At 58.0% G+C, this 21,304-nt stretch carries 18 protein-coding genes; 17 read left to right on the top strand and 1 reads right to left on the bottom strand.

Annotated elements, in window-relative coordinates:
• Nucleotides 1-297 precede the first annotated feature (297 nt).
• The 13 genes from IAG25_RS38860 (at nucleotide 298) to IAG25_RS38800 (ending at nucleotide 14,683) form a co-directional block, all read left to right on the top strand.
• The gene (locus IAG25_RS38860; RefSeq protein ID WP_187609590.1) at nucleotides 298-1,248 is read left to right on the top strand and encodes a 3-carboxyethylcatechol 2,3-dioxygenase; all 951 of its coding nucleotides are present in this window, start codon (nucleotides 298-300) and stop codon (nucleotides 1,246-1,248) included.
• A gap of 28 nt (nucleotides 1,249-1,276) precedes the next feature.
• Nucleotides 1,277-2,791, top strand: a complete 1,515-nt coding sequence (locus tag IAG25_RS38855; RefSeq protein ID WP_187609589.1) for a 4-hydroxyphenylacetate 3-hydroxylase family protein — start codon at nucleotides 1,277-1,279, stop codon at nucleotides 2,789-2,791.
• Between the two features lie 44 nt (nucleotides 2,792-2,835).
• Complete coding sequence (locus IAG25_RS38850; RefSeq protein WP_187609588.1) at nucleotides 2,836-3,360, top strand: flavin reductase family protein; 525 nt, start codon at nucleotides 2,836-2,838, stop codon at nucleotides 3,358-3,360.
• Nucleotides 3,361-3,388: 28 nt separating this feature from the next.
• The gene (gene mhpD, locus IAG25_RS38845) at nucleotides 3,389-4,228 is read left to right on the top strand and encodes a 2-keto-4-pentenoate hydratase (protein WP_187609587.1); all 840 of its coding nucleotides are present in this window, start codon (nucleotides 3,389-3,391) and stop codon (nucleotides 4,226-4,228) included.
• A 12-nt stretch (nucleotides 4,229-4,240) separates the two neighbouring features.
• The gene (locus IAG25_RS38840) at nucleotides 4,241-5,194 is read left to right on the top strand and encodes an acetaldehyde dehydrogenase (acetylating) (protein ID WP_187609586.1); all 954 of its coding nucleotides are present in this window, start codon (nucleotides 4,241-4,243) and stop codon (nucleotides 5,192-5,194) included.
• Nucleotides 5,191-6,228, top strand: a complete 1,038-nt coding sequence (gene dmpG, locus IAG25_RS38835; RefSeq protein WP_187609585.1) for a 4-hydroxy-2-oxovalerate aldolase — start codon at nucleotides 5,191-5,193, stop codon at nucleotides 6,226-6,228. The genes IAG25_RS38840 and dmpG overlap by 4 nt, the downstream gene beginning before the upstream one ends.
• 92 nt (nucleotides 6,229-6,320) lie before the next feature.
• Entirely contained in the window at nucleotides 6,321-7,664 is a 1,344-nt protein-coding gene (locus IAG25_RS38830) for an MFS transporter (RefSeq protein ID WP_187609584.1), read from the top strand.
• A 143-nt stretch (nucleotides 7,665-7,807) separates the two neighbouring features.
• Nucleotides 7,808-9,559, top strand: a complete 1,752-nt coding sequence (locus IAG25_RS38825; RefSeq protein WP_187609583.1) for an FAD-dependent monooxygenase — start codon at nucleotides 7,808-7,810, stop codon at nucleotides 9,557-9,559.
• An 82-nt stretch (nucleotides 9,560-9,641) separates the two neighbouring features.
• Nucleotides 9,642-10,511, top strand: coding sequence for an alpha/beta fold hydrolase (locus IAG25_RS38820; RefSeq protein WP_187609582.1), 870 nt, complete (start codon nucleotides 9,642-9,644; stop codon nucleotides 10,509-10,511).
• A 250-nt stretch (nucleotides 10,512-10,761) separates the two neighbouring features.
• On the top strand, nucleotides 10,762-11,964 hold the full coding sequence (locus tag IAG25_RS38815; protein ID WP_187609581.1) for a porin: 1,203 nt from the start codon (nucleotides 10,762-10,764) through the stop codon (nucleotides 11,962-11,964).
• 113 nt (nucleotides 11,965-12,077) lie between these two features.
• Complete coding sequence (locus IAG25_RS38810) at nucleotides 12,078-13,064, top strand: ABC transporter substrate binding protein (RefSeq protein ID WP_187609580.1); 987 nt, start codon at nucleotides 12,078-12,080, stop codon at nucleotides 13,062-13,064.
• 33 nt (nucleotides 13,065-13,097) lie between these two features.
• Nucleotides 13,098-14,042 (top strand): ketopantoate reductase family protein, encoded by a 945-nt coding sequence (locus IAG25_RS38805; protein WP_187609579.1) that lies wholly within the window; start codon nucleotides 13,098-13,100, stop codon nucleotides 14,040-14,042.
• A gap of 104 nt (nucleotides 14,043-14,146) precedes the next feature.
• On the top strand, nucleotides 14,147-14,683 hold the full coding sequence (locus IAG25_RS38800; protein ID WP_187609578.1) for a MarR family winged helix-turn-helix transcriptional regulator: 537 nt from the start codon (nucleotides 14,147-14,149) through the stop codon (nucleotides 14,681-14,683).
• A gap of 38 nt (nucleotides 14,684-14,721) precedes the next feature.
• Here IAG25_RS38800 and IAG25_RS42185 read toward each other — a convergent pair whose 3' ends face one another.
• Nucleotides 14,722-15,915, bottom strand: a complete 1,194-nt coding sequence (locus tag IAG25_RS42185) for a cytochrome P450 (protein WP_187609577.1) — start codon at nucleotides 15,913-15,915, stop codon at nucleotides 14,722-14,724.
• Nucleotides 15,916-16,246: 331 nt separating this feature from the next.
• Here IAG25_RS42185 and IAG25_RS38790 point away from each other — a divergent pair, with 331 nt between their 5' ends.
• The 4 genes from IAG25_RS38790 to IAG25_RS38775 all read left to right on the top strand — a co-directional run bounded on the left by IAG25_RS38790 (nucleotide 16,247) and on the right by IAG25_RS38775 (nucleotide 21,258).
• Complete coding sequence (locus IAG25_RS38790; RefSeq protein ID WP_187609576.1) at nucleotides 16,247-17,329, top strand: porin; 1,083 nt, start codon at nucleotides 16,247-16,249, stop codon at nucleotides 17,327-17,329.
• Between the two features lie 75 nt (nucleotides 17,330-17,404).
• Nucleotides 17,405-18,694: an MFS transporter gene (locus tag IAG25_RS38785; RefSeq protein ID WP_187609575.1), complete on the top strand. Its 1,290-nt coding sequence runs from the start codon at nucleotides 17,405-17,407 to the stop codon at nucleotides 18,692-18,694.
• A 16-nt stretch (nucleotides 18,695-18,710) separates the two neighbouring features.
• Nucleotides 18,711-19,880: a CapA family protein gene (locus IAG25_RS38780; RefSeq protein WP_187609574.1), complete on the top strand. Its 1,170-nt coding sequence runs from the start codon at nucleotides 18,711-18,713 to the stop codon at nucleotides 19,878-19,880.
• Nucleotides 19,873-21,258 (top strand): MmgE/PrpD family protein, encoded by a 1,386-nt coding sequence (locus tag IAG25_RS38775; RefSeq protein ID WP_187609573.1) that lies wholly within the window; start codon nucleotides 19,873-19,875, stop codon nucleotides 21,256-21,258. The genes IAG25_RS38780 and IAG25_RS38775 overlap by 8 nt, the downstream gene beginning before the upstream one ends.
• The last annotated feature ends 46 nt before the right edge of the window (nucleotides 21,259-21,304 follow it).

Here is a 21,304-nt window from a genome sequence, read left to right as displayed (position 1 = left end):
TGGTCCGAGCCCCGCTGGCCCCCGAATAGGGGTTTGCCCGAATCAAAAGGCTGGAGTGAATTCCCGGATGGAGCTCAACGTAACTATCTGAATATAAGCAGGTATCGGCCCAAATATAAGGGAAAACGCGGATAACCGAATTTCGGATGGACCTTATAGAAAAGTCGCATTATTCGGATAACAAGCGTCTCGCTACTATTTCTTCAACGTCTTCGAGCACACCGCCACATCAGGCAAGCGCTCGAACAGCCAACCATCGAGTTGGCGTGGTTACAGACATGAACAAGGAGACGAGTCGTGACATTGGCTGTGCTGTGTGCATCTCACACTCCGTTGATGAAGGACGGAATCGCTGACGATGAAGTTCGCTCCAGCGTTAAACAGGGTTTCGAATCCCTCGCGAAGCGGGCGGAAGCCTTCGCGCCAGACCTTCTCATTCAGTTTGCTCCAGACCATTTCAACGGCTTCTTCTATGAGGTCATGCCCAGCTTCTGCGTTGGTATTAACGCGACTTCCCTCGGCGACTGGGACACATCGACGGGTCCACTTCCCGTTGTTTCCGACGACGCGCTTCAGCTGAGCGAGATGCTCCTCCATGAGGGTGTGGACGTCGCGGTTTCATATCGCATGGAGGTCGACCACGGCTTCGTGCAAATCTGGGAACGCATGTTTGGGAATTTCAGTCGCTTCCCGACGATTCCGATTTTCATCAACTGCGCCGCGCCTCCGTTGCCTACGTTTAAGCGGGCCCGGTTGCTCGGCGAGGCAGTCGGCCGCTGGGCTGCGGCATCCGGCAAGCGGGTTTTGATTTCAGCGTCTGGTGGCCTCTCCCATGACCCACCCACGCCAAGCATCCTCACTGCACCGCACGAGGTCAAAGAGCGCCTCATCAGCGGTCGACATCCGTCCGAGGAAGTTCAGCGTGCTCGGGTTGAGCGTGTGTTGGCAGCGGGGGCCCGTGCCGTGAATGGCACGCCCGAGATACTGCCTGTCGACCCAGACTGGGACGCCGCATTCATCAAGAAGCTCCAGAGCGGAGACCTTGAGGCGTTCGACTCAATTGCCACGAAAGACGTCCGAGCAAAAGCTGGACGTGGTGGTCCCGAGGTTCTCGCATGGGTTGCGGCTTTTGCCGCGCTCTCCACGCAGGGCAAATATCAGGCTGACCTCGTTTATTACGAGGCCATCCAGGGATGGATTGCGGGCATGGCAATGATGTTCGCAGAACCGAAAGCAGACCGCGCATAGCGCGAGCACATATTCAGGAGATTACGACATGGGCATTCGTACAGGTCAGCAGTTCATCGACGGATTGAAGAACAGTCCGCGTGACGTCTGGGTTCGTGGAGAGCGCGTCACTGACGTCACGACGCACCCAGCGTTCAAGGGAGCAGTTGAGCAACTTGCGGCGCTCTACGACACCCAGCACGACCCGGAACTGCAAGACAAGGTGACCTATGTCGTCCCGGAAACGGGAGAGCGCGCAGGTTTGGCGTTCATGCCCGCGAGGTCTGCGGACGACCTGCGCAAACGCCGCGAGGCTTACCGCCTCTGGGCAGAGACCAACTTCGGCCTGATGGGTCGCTCGCCGGACTTCATGAACGTCACGCTGTTGGCGTTCTGGGAAGCACATAAGGATTTTGCGAAGGGCGGCGAGCAGTTCGGCGAAAACATCGTGAAGTATTACGAGTACATTCGCGACAACGACCTGTTTTTGAGCCACGCGCTGATTACGCCGCAAAACGACCGCTCGAAGCAATCCTCCGAGCAGGCCAGCATGCACCTACGCGTAGTGAAGGAAGCCGAGGACGGTATCTACGTGAGCGGCGCGCGCATGATTGCGACGCTCGGCCCAGTATCGGACGAGATGATTATGTACAACCTGCCGCAGTTCAAGGCAGGCGATGAAGACCACGCACTCATCTTCGCCGTCCCGACGGACATCAAGGGGTTGCGCCAGATTGCTCGAGACCCGTACTACGTCGAGCACCACGATAGTTACGACCACCCGCTGTCTACGCGATTTGAAGAGAACGACTCTCTTCTCATTTTCGACAACGTGTTTGTCCCTTGGGAACGTGTCTTCTGCTATCGCCAGGTCGAGTTATCGAATCAGCTCTACTCGCACACGGCACTGCGCAACCACACTGCGCATCAGACGAATACGCGTGCCCTCGTCAAGATGCAGTTCTCGGTGGGTCTCGCTATCGCAGTTGCGAAGTCCATCAAAGCCGACCAGTTCTTGCACGTGCAACAGATGCTAGGCGAGTTGCTCGGCTACGTCGAGCAGGTGAAGAGTGCGCTCGTGCGCTCGGAATATGAAGCGGAGCCGTCCGACGTTGGCACGGTGCGTCCTTCGCTTGCGCCGCTGCAAGCCATTCGCACGATGCTGCCGTTCGCGTACCCGCGAGTCGTCGAGGTGCTTCAGACCATCGGTGCTGGTGGCTTCATGCTGATGCCGAGCGGTGCCGACTTCCGCGCACCCGAACTCGCTGATGACATGGCGCTGTATTACCAAGGCGCCGGCGGCATGCCGTCGGTCGAGCGTGTGAAGCTCTTCAAACTCGCCTGGGACCTGGCCGGCGAGGCGTTTGGTCAACGTCTGGTGCAGTACGAGCGCTACTACGCCGGCGACCCGGTCCGCAATCTCGCAATGAACTACTTCGCGGGTAGCCGTGATTCTGACATGCAGCGCCTCGTCGACAAAGCTCTCGGACTGGCAGGCGACCCCGCAGAGACGTCCGATGAACAGGCGCCATCAAGCGCTGAGCTCGAAGTCGAAGTGAACTGACTTCGAATCGGCCGGCACACGCCGGCGCGATACAGGAGAAAACCATGTCGGAATCCAGCAATCAGGCGGGCGTGCTGAGTCTCACGGAGGCGGACGGCACTGCGTTCCGCCACGCGCTCGGGCACTTTGCGACGGGCATTACCGTGATGTCGACGCGAGACGTAGATGGAAGGCCCTACGGCGCAACGGTCAGTTCGTTTTCATCGTTGTCGCTTGACCCGCCGCTCATTCAATGGAGCCTGACGACTCGTTCGTTTTCGTATCCCATCTTCAGCCAGGCCAGTCACTTCGCGGTGAACATTCTGGCGTCAGACCAAGAAGAAGTCTCGCGTACGTTTTGTCGGCCTGTTGACCGCTTCGCGCTTGTCGAGTCCTACGAAGGTGTCGAGCGCTTGCCTCTCGTGTCTGGATGCCTCGGCTGGATTGAATGCAGTTTGGAGCGGCAAGTCGAAGCCGGCGACCACACGATTTTTATTGGTCGCGTGCTCAACGCACGAGTGTCGAATAAGTCGCCGTTACTTCATTGGCGCGGTGCATACCACCCGCTCGAAGTGGACGAAGTGTCCTGAGCCGTAGCGAATTTCACGAAGGAACATCATGTCTGACGCAACTCTTGAGCAGCCCGTCGCTGGTGCTGCAGACGTAGAAGCTCTTGCGGCGGAACTCCGCCGATGCTTCGAAACTGGTGAGACCGTTGCACCGCTGCGTGACCGTGTCGCAAACAACGACGTCGATACCGCCTACGCCATCCAAAACGCTAACACGCGTTTCTACGAGTCTCACGGGCGTCGCCTCGTCGGACGAAAAATTGGCCTGACGTCGAAGGTTGTTCAAGCGCAACTCGGCGTCGACCAACCGGATTTCGGCATGCTGTTTGCCGACATGGCGGCCGGCGAAGGCGAGCCGATTGAAGTCAGTCGGCTTCACCAGCCGAAGGTGGAGGCAGAGGTTGCCCTCATTTTGGGCGAAGACCTCAATCTTGAATCGCCGACGGTGGCTGACCTTATTCGCGCCACGCAGTATGTAGTTCCGGCTCTCGAGATTGTCGGCAGCCGCGTTTCTAAATGGGACATTCGCATCTTTGACACTGTCGCGGACAACGCTTCATCCGGGATGTATGTGCTCGGAGGACCTGCGCGTCGAATCGAAAGCCTGGACCTGCGTGGCCTCCAAATGACGATGACGCGCGAGCGCGCGGAAGACGGTTCAAGCACTGGTCCAAATATCGTCTCGACCGGCAGTGGCGCTGCATGCCTCGGCCACCCTCTCAATGCAGCAGTGTGGCTCGCGGGCGAAGTCGCTCGTCGTGGGCGCCCGCTGAAAGCCGGTGATGTCGTGCTTACCGGCGCCCTGGGGCCCATGGTTCCAGTTACCGCCGGCGACACCTTTGTCGCCCAGATGTCGGGACTCGGCGAAGTCACGGCGAAATTCGTTTAACGAGGTTTGCTCATGTCTAAAACCAAAGTAGCCATCATCGGTTCCGGCAACATCGGCACTGATTTGATGATTAAAGTTCTTCGCCTTTCCGACGTGCTCGAAATGGGCGCTTTCGTCGGTATTGACCCAGAGTCGGACGGCCTGAAGCGTGCCGCGCGCATGGGGGTTCCGACTACCGCTGAAGGCATCGACGGCCTCGTGAAGATGCCGAACTTCAATGAGATTCAGGTCGTATTCGACGCGACCTCCGCAGGCGCCCACAAAAAGCATGACGCAATCTTGCAAGCACACGGCAAGCGCGTTATCGATTTGACGCCTGCTGCCATCGGCCCCTACACGGTCCCGTGCGTGAACGGTGAGGCCAATCTCGACGCGCCTAATGTCAACATGGTGACGTGCGGCGGCCAAGCAACAATTCCTATCGTTGCCGCAGTCAGCGCCGTCGCGACGCTTCATTACGCGGAAATCGTCGCTTCCATTTCTTCGCGCTCAGCGGGCCCGGGCACGCGCGCGAACATCGACGAATTCACCGAAACAACCTCGCAGGCAATCGAGCGCGTGGGTGGTGCGAAGCGCGGTAAGGCAGTCATCGTCCTGAATCCTGCCGAGCCGCCGCTCATCATGCGCGACACCGTCTATTGTCTCTGCGAAGGCGCGGACGAAGACACGATTGAAGCGTCGATTCAAGCCACGGTCGAAAAGGTGCGCGCATACGTGCCGGGTTATCGCCTGAAGCAGCGCGTTCAATTCCACCGTTACACGAAGGACAACCCGCTCTTCATTCCCGAGATGGACCAGACCTTCATCGGCATGAAAGTGACGGTCTTCCTTGAAGTCGAAGGCGCTGCCCATTACCTGCCGGCTTACGCGGGCAATCTCGACATCATGACCTCCGCGGCAATGTCGACCGCGGAGCGCATCGTGCGCCGTCAGACGCATGAAAACAGCAAAGCGGAGGCGCTGTGAGCAACGATACCAATACCAAGCTGTATATCCAGGACGTGACGTTGCGCGATGGCATGCATGCCATTCGCCATCAATACAGCCTAGACCACGTTCGCACAATCGCGAAGGCTCTGGACTTGGCAAAAGTCGACGCCATCGAGGTTGCGCATGGCGATGGGCTCTCAGGCTCCAGCTTCAACTACGGCTTTGGTTCCAACACGGATTGGGCATGGATTGAAGCGGTCGCGGAAGTCATTTCGCACGCCAAGCTCACGACCCTGCTGATTCCCGGAATCGGCACCGCTCATGACCTGAAGCACGCATACGAAATCGGCGTTCGTTCGGTCCGGGTCGCGACGCACTGCACTGAGGCGGACGTGTCAAAGCAGCACATCGAATACGCGCGCTCCTTGGGCATGGACGTCTCCGGGTTCCTCATGATGTCGCACATGGTGGCTCCGGAAAAGCTGGCAGAGCAGGCGAAGCTGATGGAGTCGTATGGCGCCCATTGCGTCTATGTCACGGACTCGGGCGGCGCAATGACTATGGACGACACGGCCGCTCGCTTCCAGGCATACGACAAGTTGCTGAAGCCCGAAACCCAGCGTGGCATCCACGCACACCACAACCTGTCGCTCGGCGTCGCCAACTCTATCGTTGCCGTCCAGAACGGAGCGATTCGCGTCGACGCGAGCCTGACGGGCATGGGTGCGGGCGCCGGCAACGCTCCGCTGGAAGTGTTCATTGCGGCAGCCGACGCTCATGGCTGGAATCACGGCACGGACCTCTATGGCCTCATGGATGCCGCCGAGGAACTGGTGCGTCCGCTTCAGGACCGCCCGGTTCGTGTGGACCGCGAAACCCTCAGCTTGGGCTATGCCGGTGTGTACTCGAGCTTCCTCCGCCACGCCGAAGCGGCCGCCAAAGAATACGGCCTCGATACTCGCACCATCCTGATTGAGCTCGGCAAGCGAAAGATGGTTGGCGGTCAAGAAGACATGATTGTCGACGTTGCACTTGACCTCGTGCGCCAAAAGCAAGAAGCCGCCGCCTGAGCGGTCATGCAGTGAAAGGAACGCCTGGCCTAGTGAGGCCAGGCGCAAGGATAAGGACAACAAGAACTAAAGATACCTGTTTGGAGGAAGACATGAGCAGCACACTGAGTCCCAAATACGAGCCCGATGGCGTAAAGCGCAGGGCCTACCGAAAAATCTGGTGGCACATCATTCCGTTGCTTTTTGTTTGCTACGGAGTCGCGTTCATCGACCGCATCAACATCGGGTTTACGAAGCTGCAGATGAGTGAAACTCTGCACATCAATGCCACTTGGTACGGCATCGCGGCGGGAGCGTTCTTCATCACCTATGCACTCTGCGAAATTCCGAGCAATCTGTTCCTGGCCAAGTGGGGCGCGCGCAAGACCTTTGTTCGCATCATGTTCCTATGGGGACTGGCGACCGCCGCAACGGCTTTTATCTCGAGCGTCGGGCATCTCATCACGCTGCGGTTGCTGGTCGGTGCGTTTGAAGCTGGATTCCTGCCCGGCATCGTCCTGTACCTCACGTACTGGTTTCCGGCGGCCATGCGTGCACGCGTTACAGCGGTCATCTTCGTCGCGAACGCTGCTGCGGGCGCCATTGCTGCGCCGATTACAGGCTGGATTCTCTCTGGACTGAACGGTTTCTTGGGTCTGGCCGGCTGGAAATGGGTATTCATTGTTGAAGGTCTGCCGGCATGCGTTCTGGGCGTCATCACTTTCATTGTTCTGCGCGACCGGCCGGACGACGCCGAGTGGCTCAGCGACGAAGAGAAAGCGGCGGTCAAGTCTGACCTGGCATCGGAAGTGACGGTGCAGGCCGACCATTCGGCAGGTCTTGTCCGTCAGATTCTGGCAAACCCACTCAACTATCTGGTCGCTTTCCTTTTCTTTACTGCTATCTGCAGCAACTATCTGCTGTTCTTCTGGCTCCCGACGATTGTCAAGGAGAGCGGCGTCGCATCGATGGTCAACATCGGTCTGCTCACGGCGATTCCGCTTGGCATGGGTTTCGTTGGCGCCGTCGTACTCAGCTGGAGTTCCGACAAGCTGAAGGAGCGCCGCTGGCACCTTGCACTCTGCTTCTGCTTAATTGCCCTCGGACTGATTGCAGCGATGTCAACTCAGAATCTCGTTCTGATGCTGATGGCTTTCGCCGTAACGAGCTTCGCGACCGGCGCGAGCGGCCCACTGATTTGGTCCATTCCTCCGGGATATCTCAGCCAGAAGGCAGCACCCGTAGCGTTGGCGTTCATCAGCACTCTCGGAAACATCGGTGCCTTCGCGAGCCCTCCTTTGCTCGGCTACATCAAGACCGTGACGGGAAGTCTCTACGGAGGCGTGATTGCAATCGCTGCCTTGTCAGCAGTTGGTGCCCTCTGCATTGCCTTCGCCTTCCCTGAGCGCGCTGTGCGAGTGCGAGACAAACACCTTGATGGGCTTGGACAGGCCTGATGTCAGGACGTTGCCGAAGTCCGGCAACGCAATCCAACTTCGACTCAAGCTGAAGACGGCACATCCGCTCTGTAAGCGTGCGTGCAACCAGTGGCAAGTGGCCATGGATGCCGGTTAAAGAACTTTTAGGACAGAAAGAGACTATGGACACCTCCACTGATTTCGATACCGACGTTGTTGTCGTTGGCTCCGGCCCGATGGGCGCGACGACCGCTTTGGCCTTAGCGACCTACGGCATCCGCTCGCACATTATTTCCCGCTGGAACTGGTTGGCTGATACCCCCCGCGCTCATATCACCAACCAGCGCACGATGGAGGTCTACCGCGACCTTGGCATTGAAGAGGACGTGTCTCGAAATTCGACGCCATGGGACCAGATGGGCGACAGCCTCTTCACCACGTCGCTGGCAGGCGAGGAACTCATCCGCCACCGCGCCTGGGGAACTGGAGAGGAGCGCCACGGTGACTACGTCAAAGGTAGTCCGTGTCCGCTGGTCGACATCACCCAGCCGAACATGGAGCCTATCCTGCTTAACAATGCTGCAAAGCGAGGCGCAGTGTTCTCGTCAAACACCGAGTACCTGAGTCACACCCAAGACTCTGACGGTGTAACCGTGCAGCTCGAGGACCGGCTCACTGGTCGGCAATACTCGATGCGGGCGAAGTATTTGGTCGGTGCTGACGGTGCGCGCTCTAAGGTGCTAGAAGAGCTGGACCTGAAAGTTGAAGGCGAGATGGCGCGTGCCGGCACGGCGTACGTCATCTTCAATGCTGACCTCGCGCAGTATGTGAAGCATCGCCCGAGCATTCTTCACTGGATTGTCAGCCCGCACGCCAGCTTCGGCGAAATCGGTCTGGGGCTCCTGCGCGCGGTCAAGCCCTGGACGCAATGGATTGCTGGTTGGGGGTTCGATATTTCGAAGGGCGACCCGGATTTGAGCGAGGAAACTGTCCTCGAAAAGATTCGAGTCCTCGTCGGTGACCCCGACGTGGAAGTCGAAATTGTTCGAAAGTCGGTCTGGTACGTCAATCAAGCATATGCCACTTCCTATTCGCGCGGCCGCGCATTTTGCGGCGGCGATGCTACCCACCGACATCCGCCCTCAAGCGGCCTTGGCCTGAACACCTGCGTGCAAGACGCCTTCAACTTGGCGTGGAAGTTGGCCTATGTCTTGAACGGCTACGCCACTCCGCAGCTGCTTGAGACCTACTCGGATGAGCGAGCACCGGTCGGAAAGCAAATTGTGCTCCGAGCCAATCAGTCCCGGAAGGACTACACCCCCATCAAAGCAGTATTCAGCGTCGAAGGAGCAGAGAACCCGGTCGCTGCGGGTATCGCCCGATTCAAAGACCCTGGTCCTGAGGGCATGAAAGCGCGCGCTGCCGCACAGGAGGCGCTCGAATTGAAGAACAAAGAATTCAACGCTCAAGGAGTCGAGATGAACCAGCGGTATTCGTCGAGCGCCGTTGTCGACGATGGGTCAGCGGCGGAGGCGTGGGCGCGAGACCCCGAGCTTTATCTGCAGCCGACGACGCGCCCGGGCGCGAAGTTGCCGCATGCATGGCTGGTGAATAAGGCTGGCGACCGTATCTCGACCCTCGATGTCGTGGGCAAAGGAAAGTTCACGCTTTTGACTGGCCTTGGCGGCACGGCATGGGCTGAAGCTGTTGCGAAGTTGGACCTTCCCTTCCTCAAGACCGTCGTCGTCGGCTCTGAACGCTACCAGGACCCGTACTGCGATTGGCAGCGTCAGCGCGATATCGAGGAAGCCGGAGCGCTGCTAGTGCGTCCGGACGGATATGTTGCCTGGCGTCAAAGCGCGAACGTCTTCGATATCGCTGAAGCGTCGCAGTTGCTGCGCACTGCTCTCGAGACCGTTCTGGGCAAAGCGTAAGTCTTCACCTCGAGATTGTGACGCGCAAGCTGGCGCTTCACGTTCCCGACTCCACAAATCCTGTAATGCAGAGGAAACGAGAATGAGCACGCAAACCGAATTGACCGAAGCAGGTACGAGCAAGTTCGCCCGAATCAAGGAGGGTGACCTCGACCTTCAGATTCACTACAACGACATGGGCAAAGGTCCTCAGACCGTGGTGATGCTGCACGGCTCAGGCCCCGGCGCGAGCGGTTGGGCGAACTTCAACCGCAATCTTGAGCCGCTGGTTGGAGAAGGCTATCGTGTCATCCTGATGGACTGCCCGGGATGGAGCAAGAGCGACCCGATTGTGAACAAAGGCTCGCGCTCCGAGCTGAACGCCAAGGCACTAAAAGGCCTGCTCGACGTGCTCGACATCCAGAGCCCGGTCCATATCATCGGCAACTCGATGGGCGGACACAGCGCCGTCGCGTTTGCTTTGGCAAACCCGAGCCGCGTTGGCAAGCTCGTCTTGATGGGTGGCGGCACCGGCGGCCCGAGCCAGTTTGTGCCGATGCCGACAGAAGGCATCAAGCTGCTGAACGGGCTCTATCGTGAGCCGACCATCGAAAATCTGAAGCGCATGATGAATGTGTTCGTGTTCGACACGAGCAACCTTACCGAGGACCTGTTCAAAACCCGCCTGGACAACATGCTTTCGCGCAAGGAACACCTCGAAAACTTCGCGAAGAGCCTCGATGCGAATCCGAAGCAGTTCCCGGACGTGGGCCATCGTCTCTCGGAAATCAAAGCGCCGACGCTGGTGATTTGGGGCCGCGACGACCGTTTCGTTCCGCTGGACGTAGGTCTGCGTCTGGTTTGGGGCCTGCCGAACGCCGACCTGCATGTGTTCAGCCGCTGCGGGCACTGGGCGCAGTGGGAACACGCGGATAAATTCAACCGCATGGTGTCCGACTTCTTCGCGAACTGATATCGGCGTTCCAAGCCCGGTGTTCTCGCAGAAGACCTGGTCGCCGACTCCGCATTTCGAAACCTTTGGTTCCTCTGGCCCCTTCCATCACCACGGCTGCCCGATGCAGTCGTGGGCTCGTTTGCGTTAGGTCATTGGAAGTCTCGGTCAAGTAGATTCCACGTCGATTAGACCGATAGTGTTTTAAATGGCATCCAGACCCTCTTGAAGGCTGGACTAACTATAAGAAGTATTTTGGAGACTCTAAGTCATGAAGAAGACCGTCTTTGCCGCGGGTTGCCTTGCCGCGTTCACCACTTGCGCTCATGCTCAGAGCAGCGTCACGCTGTACGGCATTATCGATGAGGGATTTAACTGGACGTCCAATTCTGGCGGTAAAAGCCTGTACAACCTCTCAAGCGGCGTCATGCAAGGTAGCCGGTGGGGCTTGCGTGGGGCGGAAGACCTGGGTGGTGGACTGAAGGCGATTTTCGTGCTCGAGAACGGCTTTGACGTCAACAATGGCTCGCTCGGCCAGAAGAATCGCGGAAGCACTCAGGGATTGATGTTCGGGCGTCAGGCATATGTCGGTCTCTCGAGCCCCTATGGCACGATGACCCTTGGCCGTCAGTACGATTCCGTCGTGGATTATGTTGGTCCGCTCGAAGTTGGCACGCAGTGGGGCGGGTACATCGCCGCGCACCCTGGCGACCTCGACAACTTCAACAATGCCTACCGCGTCAACAACGCTATCAAATTCACCAGCGCGGACTACAGCGGCCTCCGATTCGGCGGTGTCTACAGCCTTGGCGGCATTGCGGGAGAGACGACGCGGAATCAAGTGTGGTCCGTTGGGGCAGGATACACGCGTGGCCCGCTCGTCCTCGGCGCAGCTTACTTGAACGCGCGGAACCCGAACGTGGGCTTCTTTGGCGACAATGGGGCAAGTACCGCACCTGCGGCGAATGCGAACTTCATCTCGTCGCCCGTCTACAGTGGCTACGCGTCCGCGCACACCTATCAAGTCATCGGCGCTGGCGGGGCGTACACGTTCGGTGCCGCAACAATCGGCGCAACCTACTCTAACGTGCAGTTTAAAAGCTTAGGCGACACGGTCACGTCAGGCCCGAATCCTCGCGGGTACACGGGGAACGCAACGTTTAACAATGCGGAGGTGAGCTTCAAGTACCAGGCCACGCCGGCGTTGGTGCTGGGAGCTGCATTCGATTACACGAAGGGTGACAGTGTTTCCACCGCTACGAGCTCGACTGGTGGAGCAAAGTATTACCAAGGCGCCCTCGGGGTCGACTACTTCCTGTCGAAGCGAACGGACGTCTATGTAATCGGCGTCTATCAAAAGGCCTCCGGCACCGATTCAACGGGCGCCACCGCAGTTGCGGCGATTAACAACCTGACGCCTTCCACTAGCGACCGCCAGACGACGGTCCGCGCGGGCATCAGACATAAGTTCTAAGTCGCAATAAGTCGCTATGGCAGTCGAGCGCGATGCTTATTTCGCTGTCTCGATTGTCGGCGGCTTCAGCCCTGACTGTAGTCCCCCGACAAACTTCGCATGGCGGTCCTGTCGTGAAATCATTTATTACACGCGCGGTCCTGGTCGCAACAATCATCGGTCTATTGTCCTGTTCAAGCACCAAACCGGCGGCAAGCTCAGCACCGGCTCGCATCGGCTTCGTGGCCGGTGCGGGCGGATTCCAGAAGATGGCCGTCACAAATCAGGCTTTTTTCGACACCCTAGCCGAGGCGGGCTACTCGAACGGCGGCAAGCTTGACGTCGTGTTCCGAACGGCTGACGGAGACATGGCGCGGATGCCCGCGTTGGTTCGAGAAGTCCTCGACCAGAACGTAAGTATCCTGGTCGTATCTTCATCTCCTGGTTGTGCTGCTGCGAAGGCCGCGACCACGACGGTACCTGTACTCTGTATTTCTGTTCAGGATGACCCTGTAAAAGCCGGTCTTACGCGAGAAGTCGCGAAAGCAGATGGAAATATCGTTGGTGTCTACAGCTACCTACCTGACGGTATCCCACAGCAGATGGATTGGCTCGGTCGGCTTCGACCCGGGGTCAAGAAATTCGGCGTGTTGTTCAATCCAGAAAACGCAACGCACATCCGCCTACTTTCGGAGTGGTCAGAGCTCGCCAACCAACGCGGCTTGAAGCTCGTCAAGATGCCCGTTGTTAAAGCGGCCGACATCGAGCCTGCCATCAAGTCGGCAGTCGCTCAGCACTGTCAGATTGCGATTGGCCTCCTTGGCGCGGACACCTACGCACTGAGGAAAGAAATCGCCAACGCCGCCCGAGCACAGAACTTTCCGATTGCAATGGATACCCCAGGCGGCTACACGCAGCTCGGTGGTGTCGCGGTAATCGGCGTGGATATCGTGCCGCTCTATCGGAGGGGTGCACGCGAGCTGATGGTGCCAATGCTTGAAGGGAAAGCGCCCTCACAACTTTCCTGGCTGGGTCCCGACCGAGTGTCGGTAACCGTCAGTCGGTCAGCAGCTGAGTTTTTCGGCATTGCTATACCAGCCGGCGTCGATGCGGTCCAGTGAGGTCGACGAGCTGCGGAACGGATGAGAAGCAGCATGAAGATACTCGTTATTGGTGCTGGTGCCGTAGGCACGTACTGTGGCGCGGCTCTCGCAATGGCCGGTCACGAAGTAACCTTTGGCGTTAGAAACTCCCGCAGAAGAAATATCACCCTTGAGGGACTTGAGTTGACGGGTCCCCTTGGTGACTTCCATATACGCAATGTCTCGCACACTGCTGACCCGGCGGCTGTGACCGGCATAGACATCGTTCTATCGACAGTGAAGCTGTACGATGCGACGTCCAGCGCTCGCCAGTGGCGGGTGGCGCTAGAGGCGTCCGACATAGCGATTAGCCTGCAGGATGGGGTCGACGGTGTTGAGAGAATGCGTACTTGCGCGCCGAATACTAACGTCATCGCTGGACTTGCATCCACTGCTGGAACCTCCGTTTCGCCTGGGCGAGTGAAGTACTCCTGTGATACTTTTTCTCTAACAGTGGGAACTGCTCCGAGCGGACAACATACGGTAGTGCGGAGACTTGTTGAGAGCATTGGCAATGAACGTAATCCTTTGAAGATTGCAATCGACCAAGTTCAAGACATCGAGCAAGCACAGTGGCGTAGGTTTCTCGCGCTTGCCACCCACGCCGCACTCACTTGTCTCATTCGGCTTGGTGCCGGTGCGATTTACCACGACCCAGCGCTAATTGAGGTCGCCCGACGGTCTATAAGAGAGATTTTTGATGTAGGCCGTGCCGACGGCGTTCGTCTGGACTATGCGGACAACGAAAAAGCGCTCGCAATGCTGCAGGCTCTTCCCGACGACATGGTTGCATCGATGCACCACGACCTCGTGTCTGGCCGTCGTCTCGAACTGGATGGATTGAGCGGGTTGGTTTGCCGGAAAGGACGTGTTCATGGAATAGCTACACCTTTCCACGATTTCGCATATGCCTGCCTTAAACCCCACATGGGCGGCGGAAGTGCTGGACTTTTCTGAGTCTTATGCGTTGCTAGCTCTTCTCTGACAGCTGCTCTCTGATATATTCAGCTACGAGAGGCAGTTGACGGTCGGCGCCAGTCGACCGCATGAAAAGGAGCGACATGAGCGGTACGAGTGCAACGCGGGCGTCCTCTGAAACAAGAGTGGCGTCGGAAGCTGAGCGGCAGGTGAACTACGGCTTTCTCCGGTCCAATTTTCCTTTCTCAATTCGTTTGCTTCGCGGCTTCGTGCGACGTGAGAGTCAACGAATCTTCGATGAAGTGGGCATCCTCCCCGGCGACGCGAGCGTGGTAGCAATCCTCGCGCTTAACCCCGGAATTACGCAAACAAAGCTTTGCGACTCGCTGTTGCTGAAGAAGTCGCAACTCGCTGTGATTCTTCGCGGAATGTCCGAGCAAGGGCTGCTCGTCCGCAAAGAGTCTGCGGAGGACCGACGCATTAACACTCTGCGCTTGACGAAAAAGGGCGAGAAGCTGTGGGAGAGGCTTCGCGAACGCATCGACCAGCATAACGAGCTCATTCTTTCTCCGCTCTCAGACGGAGAAAGGCGCGCGCTCAACCAGCTCTTCGACAAAATCATTGGTGGATTCGAGACGCGCAGCATGCCGGGCGACGTAGCAGCGCCAGATGCTGACTAATCAAGCGAGCCGTGCATGCACGGCTCCTCTTTCTCTGATTAGGCTTTTGGCGTAAGGCGCAGCGGAGTCGACGAGGGTCCGAACTCCACCCAGTCAGTCATCTTGACTTCGCCGCCGAGGTCAAAACCATCGGTCATACGAAGCAAGGCTCCAATGCCGATTCTCAGTTCAAGGCGCGCGAGTGACGACGCAGGACATTGATGTGCTCCGCGGCCGAAGGCGATGTGACGATTCGGCTGTCGGAACATGTCGAACTCGTGCGGGTTCGGGAACACGTCCTCGTCGCGATTCGCAGACGGAAAAATCATCGTTATCGCTTCGCCTGCCTTTATGCGACGCCCACCAATTTCGACGTCCTGCTTTGCGGTTCGAGCAAATACCCGGTACGGCGCATACATCCGGAGAAACTCTTCAATGGCGCGCGGAAGTAACTCTGAATTAGTCCGCAGGTTTGTTTGGAGTTCCTGGTCGCGCGCCAAGTGGACGGCAATGCTGCCGAGAACTGCGCCAGGAGCGGCTTGAGCTGCCGACAAGAACTGTCGAATGCTGGCGACAACGAGTTGCTCGGGAATGGCCGTTCCTCGCTCGCCAGCGAGTAAAAGCGCGGAAACCAAGTCTTCATCCGGGTTCAACAAGGCGTGCTTCCGAGCGTCGACGATTTCGCGCGCGATAGCGTAAAGGTCGGTGCTCGCCTGAATCATTTCGTCCTGATTCATCGACGTTGTCGCGCGATAGTAGCGCACGCCCACCGCCCGTGCCCGCAGCATCATCTCAAGCGGCAGAGACAATATCTCGCCGAATGCATGCGCCGCAAAATATTCAGCGAAGTCCTTAGTGAAATCTGCATGTCCTCGCTCAACCAAGGGAGCCAGCAACTCTTGTGCGTAGCTTTGGAGCGAAGACTCGAGCTTGTCGATACGCGATTTTCGAAAAATGCGATTGATAGGGTCGCGGAAGGTGCTGTGTTCTGGCGGGTCGAAGTGGAGAGGCGGTCGAGGTCCGTCCTTACGCGTTACGCGTGGGACGATGTTCTGCTCGGCCGTACTGAACGACTCAGTGTCCTCCTGAAGACGGATGACATCGTCGTATTTGAACAACGCCCAAAAGCCACCGAACTCGTTGCTATGCGCCACTGGGCACTTGGCACGCATCTCCGTGTAGTACGCGTGCGAGTTGTCAAACGTCTCTTCGTAAAGAGGATTGAATTCCGATTCTATCTTCCCTTCTTGCACGACGTCCCTCCGAGTCTGAGCGTACCGTGGATGGCAGCCCTTCGCGCCACCGTCCAGTCAGTGTTCGTTTCGCAATCAGCTGAGCGCGTCCGTCGCGCTCCACCACGCGGCTACTGCGTCAGGGGCTTCCCGGATATGTCAAAAATGGATTTTCGTCATCCAGTTTCGACATTAGCTAAGCACCTGCCGTTGGTCCTAGTATAGCAATCGTTAAGAATGTTAACGAATTTATTTGCAGCGATTGCCGACGTTCTCCGCGGCTACGTACCGACCCGAGAGCTTCGCGGATTCCCGTTTGGATGACTAGAAAAACAGCTTGTGGAGACACTCAATGAGAAAGAAAGCGATGGCGTTCCTGGCTTGTGCGCTGACTGGCGGCGTTGCTCATGCGCAAAGCAGCGTGACGCTGTACGGGGCGATTGATGCCGGCATCACCTACACGTCGAACCAGGGCGGCCACAGCAATACGTTCTTCCAGTCGGGCGTGAACAATCCAGACCCATGGGGCTTGAAGGGCGTTGAAGACCTAGGAGGCGGGACGAAAGCGCTTTTCAAACTTGAGGGCTACTACAACCTGGGAACGGGTGCCATGAATGGCGGTGGCATCTTCGCGCACCAGGCGTGGGTCGGAATCCAGAACGACAATTGGGGTACGGTCACCGCGGGCAATCAGTATGACTTCATGCTCACTTCGCTTGCGTCGCGGCGTTGGGGGCCGATGATTCTCTACGTGTCGCCTTTCATGACGCAAGCGGGTCCGTTCTCGAAGCTGAATGCTCCAGGGCCGTTTGGAATGTTTGACTTTGACCGAACCGCAGGAACTGTTCGGATGAACAACTCGGTGCTGTATCAAAGTCCGGTCATTAACGGCCTGACAGCCGGTGCCATGTATGGCTTTGGCGGTCAACCGGGGTCGTTCGGTCTGAACAGTTCGCAGAGTTTCGGTATCGATTACGCGAACGGTCCGCTCGCGCTCGACGCCGCTTACACCTACCAGAAGTACCCGACCATCGCGAATGGCAGCAAGGGTATTCGGAACTACGGCTTCGGTGGTCGATACGCCATCGGAAAGAATTTCGTGGACGCGCTTTACACCAACACGGCAAACACTGACAACGGCGCTCGCATCGATGTGTATGAAATCGGCGCGTTGTTTCCCATTGGCGCGGCGTTGAATCTCCACGTCGAATATCAGTTTATGCAGGGCAACAAGGTGCTCGACGAGAACAAGGCTCATCAGGTCGGCGCCACGCTCGACTATTCAATTTCAACCCGTACGGGCGTGTACGCGAGCGTCCTCTATCAGCACGCAAGTGGCGACGGCCCGGCCAATGCGTACATCATTGGGATGCTGGGGCCATCGTCTTCCGGAAATCAGACGGCCGTTCGCGTCGGCTTGAGAACGCGTTTCTGATTTCGCTAGGCGGATATTTTGCGGGCCATTGGAAAGACGGCCTCGGTTTGAATGCTAGTTGAACAGGAGACAGGAATGACACTCGAAGCATCTACGTTACGCAAGCTGAGACTTCGCATCGTCTACTTTGTGTTCGTGCTGTACATGCTGTTCGCCCTCGACCGTGTGAACATCAGCTTCGCAGCGCTTCAGATGAACAACCATCTGGGCTTTGATGCGAAGACCTATGGCATGGGCGTCAGTCTCTTTTACGTGAGTTATCTCGCCCTCCAGCTGCCGAGCGCCATGCTTATCCGGAAGCTCGGTATCAAGGTATGGCTCGGGGGCTCCCTTATTCTCTGGGGTCTGCCGTCCGCAGGGTTGGCGTTCACAAACAGCAAAGAGATGTTCTTCGTCTTGCGCTTCGTTCTCGGAGCAGCGGAAGCCGGTTTCGGAACGGCCATCATCTACTACCTGAACAACTGGTTTCCGAAGCGCTACCGTGGTACGGCCATCTCCAGCACGTTCCTCGCCGCGCCTGTGTCAGTAGTCATCGGCGCACCTCTGTCAGGCTGGTTCCTCTCATTTTCCGGGGCGGGACTTGCCGGTTGGCAGTGGATGTTCCTTCTTGAAGGGTTGCCGACCATCTTGCTTGGTGTCATTTCCCTTTTCTATATCTCTGATAGTCCCGCGGCCGCACGATGGCTCACCGAGGAGGAACGAGGCTGGCTGACAGCAGAAATCGAACGCGAACACAGTTCTGTCCGGTCCGCGGGCGGCATCGAGTCGCTACGTTCGGTCTTCTTCAGCCCACGCGTCTGGGCCGCAGCTGGCGCACTGTTCTCGCTTATTCTCGGCTTCACCGGGATGCTGTACTGGCTGCCGCTTGTCCTCAAACAGGTTTCGAAGCAAACGGACTTTGGCGTCAGCGTCCTCAGTGCGATTCCGTGGGTGGCGATGGGATTGGGTATGTACTTCAATGCCCGACACTCAGACCGGCACCAAGAGCGACTCTGGCACGTGGGCGGAGGTATGTTCGCCGCCGCTGTCGGCCTGGTCATCGGCGCGGGAGCACCGGCGCCCTACAACATGCTCGGCCTTCTGATTGCAGGGTGCGGAATTGGCGCAGCGCAAGGCATCTTTTGGACGATTCCGCTTGGTTTCCTGAGTGGTTCAGCCGTTGCTGCCGGGTTGGCGCTCATCAACCTTGTCGGTAATAGCGCCGGGCTCGTCGGTCCGAACGTTATCGGCTGGTTGCGTCAGGCGAGCGGGTCATTCGTGCAACCGACACTTTTTCTCGCTGCGGCGATGGCTGTGGGCTTCGTCCTTCTTCTCCCATTGCGCAAAGTCATCGGTGCTGTCGCCGTAGCTGAAGCCGGCCGGTGAATCTGAGACAACCACGATGAAAAACGATAACGACATTGTGCTCCTGGCCGTCGGAGACGTTGGCCCATGCCGGGCCGACCCTCGTTCGATATTCGAAGACGTACGCGAAGAAATGCGTCGAGCCGACATTGGATTCTGCCAGCTCGAAGTGAACCTCTCTGAGCGGGGTCAAAGGCTTCCGCAGGTTCGCCATACCACAAAGGCGCCACCCGAAACGGCCGACGCCATCCGGGAATGTGGCTTCAACGTCGTATCGGTCGCTGGCAATCACTGCATGGACTGGGGCCGAGATGCGTTCGACGACACGCTCTCTGCATTGGTGGACGCAGGTATCTCTCCGGTCGGCGCGGGTGCAGACATAGAGCAGGCGCGGAAGCCAGTGTTCGTCGATTGCAAGGGAACTAAGGTCGCGTTCCTCGCATACTGCAGTATTCTCCCCGAGGGCTTCTGGGCCGACGAGAACCGGGCGGGTTGCGTGCCGATGCGTGCATGGACGGTCTACGAGCAGGTCGAAAAGGACCAACCCGGAACGCCTCCACGAATTCATACCTACCCAAACCGCGACGACTTGGAAGCGATGCGGCACGACGTTCGCGCAGCGCGTGAGGTGGCTGATGTCGTCATAGTGTCCATGCACTGGGGCATCCACTTCATTCCCTTTGCCATTGCGGACTATCAACGTGAGGTCGCTCGGGTAGCAATCGACGAAGGAGCCGACGTCATTCTTGGCCACCACGCGCATATCCTGAAAGGAGTAGAGCTGTACCGTGGTAAGCCCATCTTCTACAGCCTCTGCAATTTCGCGCTGGATGTCCCGCTAAGCCCAAAAATGATGGCGAGCAAAGCGTTCAAGGAAATTCAATCACTTAACCCCGAATGGCACCCGGACCCGGACTCTTCATACACCTTCCCGCCCGATTCACAGATGACTGTTGTAGTTCGCATGGTCATTCGCGAGGGAGAAGTGGCCGAAGTCTCTTTGCTGCCAACTTTTATTAACCAACATTCGCGGCCAACATTGCTTGTGGCTGCTGACCCTCGATTCCATAGAGTCGTCGACTACTTAGAGCAGGCTAACGCGCACGCCGGATTTGAGACGGGCTTCACACTGTCTGAAGGTCGTGTGGTTTTGACGACCCCTTCCGAGGCCCGATTGGCTCGGCAAAGGGAGTCCATCAATGGATGAGTCGCGAGTGCTTGCGCGAAACGTCGCAAATACGCGCTTCGCGAATCTTCCGCTGGAGGCCGTCCGAGCGGCCGAGCTCAGTCTTTTGGATGCACTCGGCGTGATGTTTGCAGCAACTGGCCTAACTGATGCCTGCGGCCCATTTCTCAATCTCGCTCGTACTATGGGTGGTCGGCAGGATTGTCTCCTGCTTGCCACCGGCGAGCGTGTCCCAGCGCCGGTAGCGGCGTTGGCCAACGGGGCGCTGGCACACGCGGTCGACTTCGAGGATACCCACGACGGTGCGGTGCTGCATCCTAATGCTGCGGTGATTCCTGCGGCTCTGGCAGTAGCGCAGATGTCGGAAGCAACAACCGGGGAGGACTTGCTAACCGCAATCGCAGTGGGCGCGGACCTAGTTTGTCGTCTTGGTCTTGCATTGCAGACAAACCCACATGACCGGGGCTGGTACCACCCGCCAATGCTGGGCGCATTTGGTGCCGCCGCCGCAGCGGCGAGCTTGCTTCGGCTAACGGAAGAACAGACCGTCGCGGCGCTTTCACTCGCAATGAGCCAGTCAGTTCTCACGGCTCAGTTCGAGGATGACGCACAGTCCTCCATTCGGGCCGTAAGGGATGGCTTCGCGGCGCAAGCCGGTGTTGTCGCCGCGCTCCTCGCTCGCGATGGAGTCAACGGTTTTGCTCAACCCCTGGAGGGACGCGCGGGCTGGTTCGCGATGTATGCAGAAGGATGTTTCGACAGGGACCGTATCGTTAAGGACATAGGGCAACGATTCGAGGGGGCGTTTGTGAGCTACAAGCCCTGGCCGTCATGTCGAGGCACCCACCCCTTCATTGAGGCGGCGCTTGAACTTGTCCGCGACGACGACCTCGCCATCGACAATGTTGTAGGCGTGGAGCTGACCGCTAGTTCGCTAACCCGAATGCTCTGCGAGCCGTTTCAGCAAAAGCAACGTCCTGTAGCCGCGATTGATGCCAAATTCAGTATTCCATTTGTCACGGCATCAGCAATGGTTCACCGGCGCGTCGGCCTCGATAGCTTTTCAGCAGAACGGCTTGCGGACCGACTCGTCCTCTCGCTCACAGAGAGAATGAGCTACAAGATTGATACGGGCGCAGATTTCAAGGCAGCCCTTAGCGGAACGGTGAGTCTTGCGACCAAGGACGGACGAACCAGGGGCGTGACAGTAGAACGACCGCGTGGCAGCGTCGAGAGTCCAATGACTGAGGCCGACCTGCTCGAGAAGTTCTGCGACTGCTGCGCGTATCACGCAAGACCTATTGCTCGGGAACTGGCTCGTGGCATAGCGACGACAGTGTTGGATACTCATTCGATGAAAACGCTTGGTCCGCTCTGGCAAGCCATTTCCCCGACCTAGGGAGTAGCGCCCTTGTGGCGCAATTTTTGAACGACAACGAGGAGAC

It is taken from the genome of Caballeronia sp. EK, from assembly GCF_014384845.1.
In the GTDB taxonomy this organism is placed as follows: Bacteria; Pseudomonadota; Gammaproteobacteria; order Burkholderiales; family Burkholderiaceae; genus Caballeronia; species Caballeronia jiangsuensis.
This window is presented reverse-complemented; position numbering and strand designations above follow the sequence as displayed.

Coding starts and splice junctions, on each gene's coding strand:
- IAG25_RS38855 (WP_187609589.1), top strand. CDS start 1,277: ATGGGCATTCGTACAGGTCAGCAGTTCATCGACGGATTGAAGAACAGT.
- IAG25_RS38850 (WP_187609588.1), top strand. CDS start 2,836: ATGTCGGAATCCAGCAATCAGGCGGGCGTGCTGAGTCTCACGGAGGCG.
- mhpD (WP_187609587.1), top strand. CDS start 3,389: ATGTCTGACGCAACTCTTGAGCAGCCCGTCGCTGGTGCTGCAGACGTA.
- IAG25_RS38840 (WP_187609586.1), top strand. CDS start 4,241: ATGTCTAAAACCAAAGTAGCCATCATCGGTTCCGGCAACATCGGCACT.
- IAG25_RS38830 (WP_187609584.1), top strand. CDS start 6,321: ATGAGCAGCACACTGAGTCCCAAATACGAGCCCGATGGCGTAAAGCGC.
- IAG25_RS38825 (WP_187609583.1), top strand. CDS start 7,808: ATGGACACCTCCACTGATTTCGATACCGACGTTGTTGTCGTTGGCTCC.
- IAG25_RS38820 (WP_187609582.1), top strand. CDS start 9,642: ATGAGCACGCAAACCGAATTGACCGAAGCAGGTACGAGCAAGTTCGCC.
- IAG25_RS38815 (WP_187609581.1), top strand. CDS start 10,762: ATGAAGAAGACCGTCTTTGCCGCGGGTTGCCTTGCCGCGTTCACCACT.
- IAG25_RS38805 (WP_187609579.1), top strand. CDS start 13,098: ATGAAGATACTCGTTATTGGTGCTGGTGCCGTAGGCACGTACTGTGGC.
- IAG25_RS38800 (WP_187609578.1), top strand. CDS start 14,147: ATGAGCGGTACGAGTGCAACGCGGGCGTCCTCTGAAACAAGAGTGGCG.
- IAG25_RS38790 (WP_187609576.1), top strand. CDS start 16,247: ATGAGAAAGAAAGCGATGGCGTTCCTGGCTTGTGCGCTGACTGGCGGC.
- IAG25_RS38785 (WP_187609575.1), top strand. CDS start 17,405: ATGACACTCGAAGCATCTACGTTACGCAAGCTGAGACTTCGCATCGTC.
- IAG25_RS38780 (WP_187609574.1), top strand. CDS start 18,711: ATGAAAAACGATAACGACATTGTGCTCCTGGCCGTCGGAGACGTTGGC.
- IAG25_RS38775 (WP_187609573.1), top strand. CDS start 19,873: ATGGATGAGTCGCGAGTGCTTGCGCGAAACGTCGCAAATACGCGCTTC.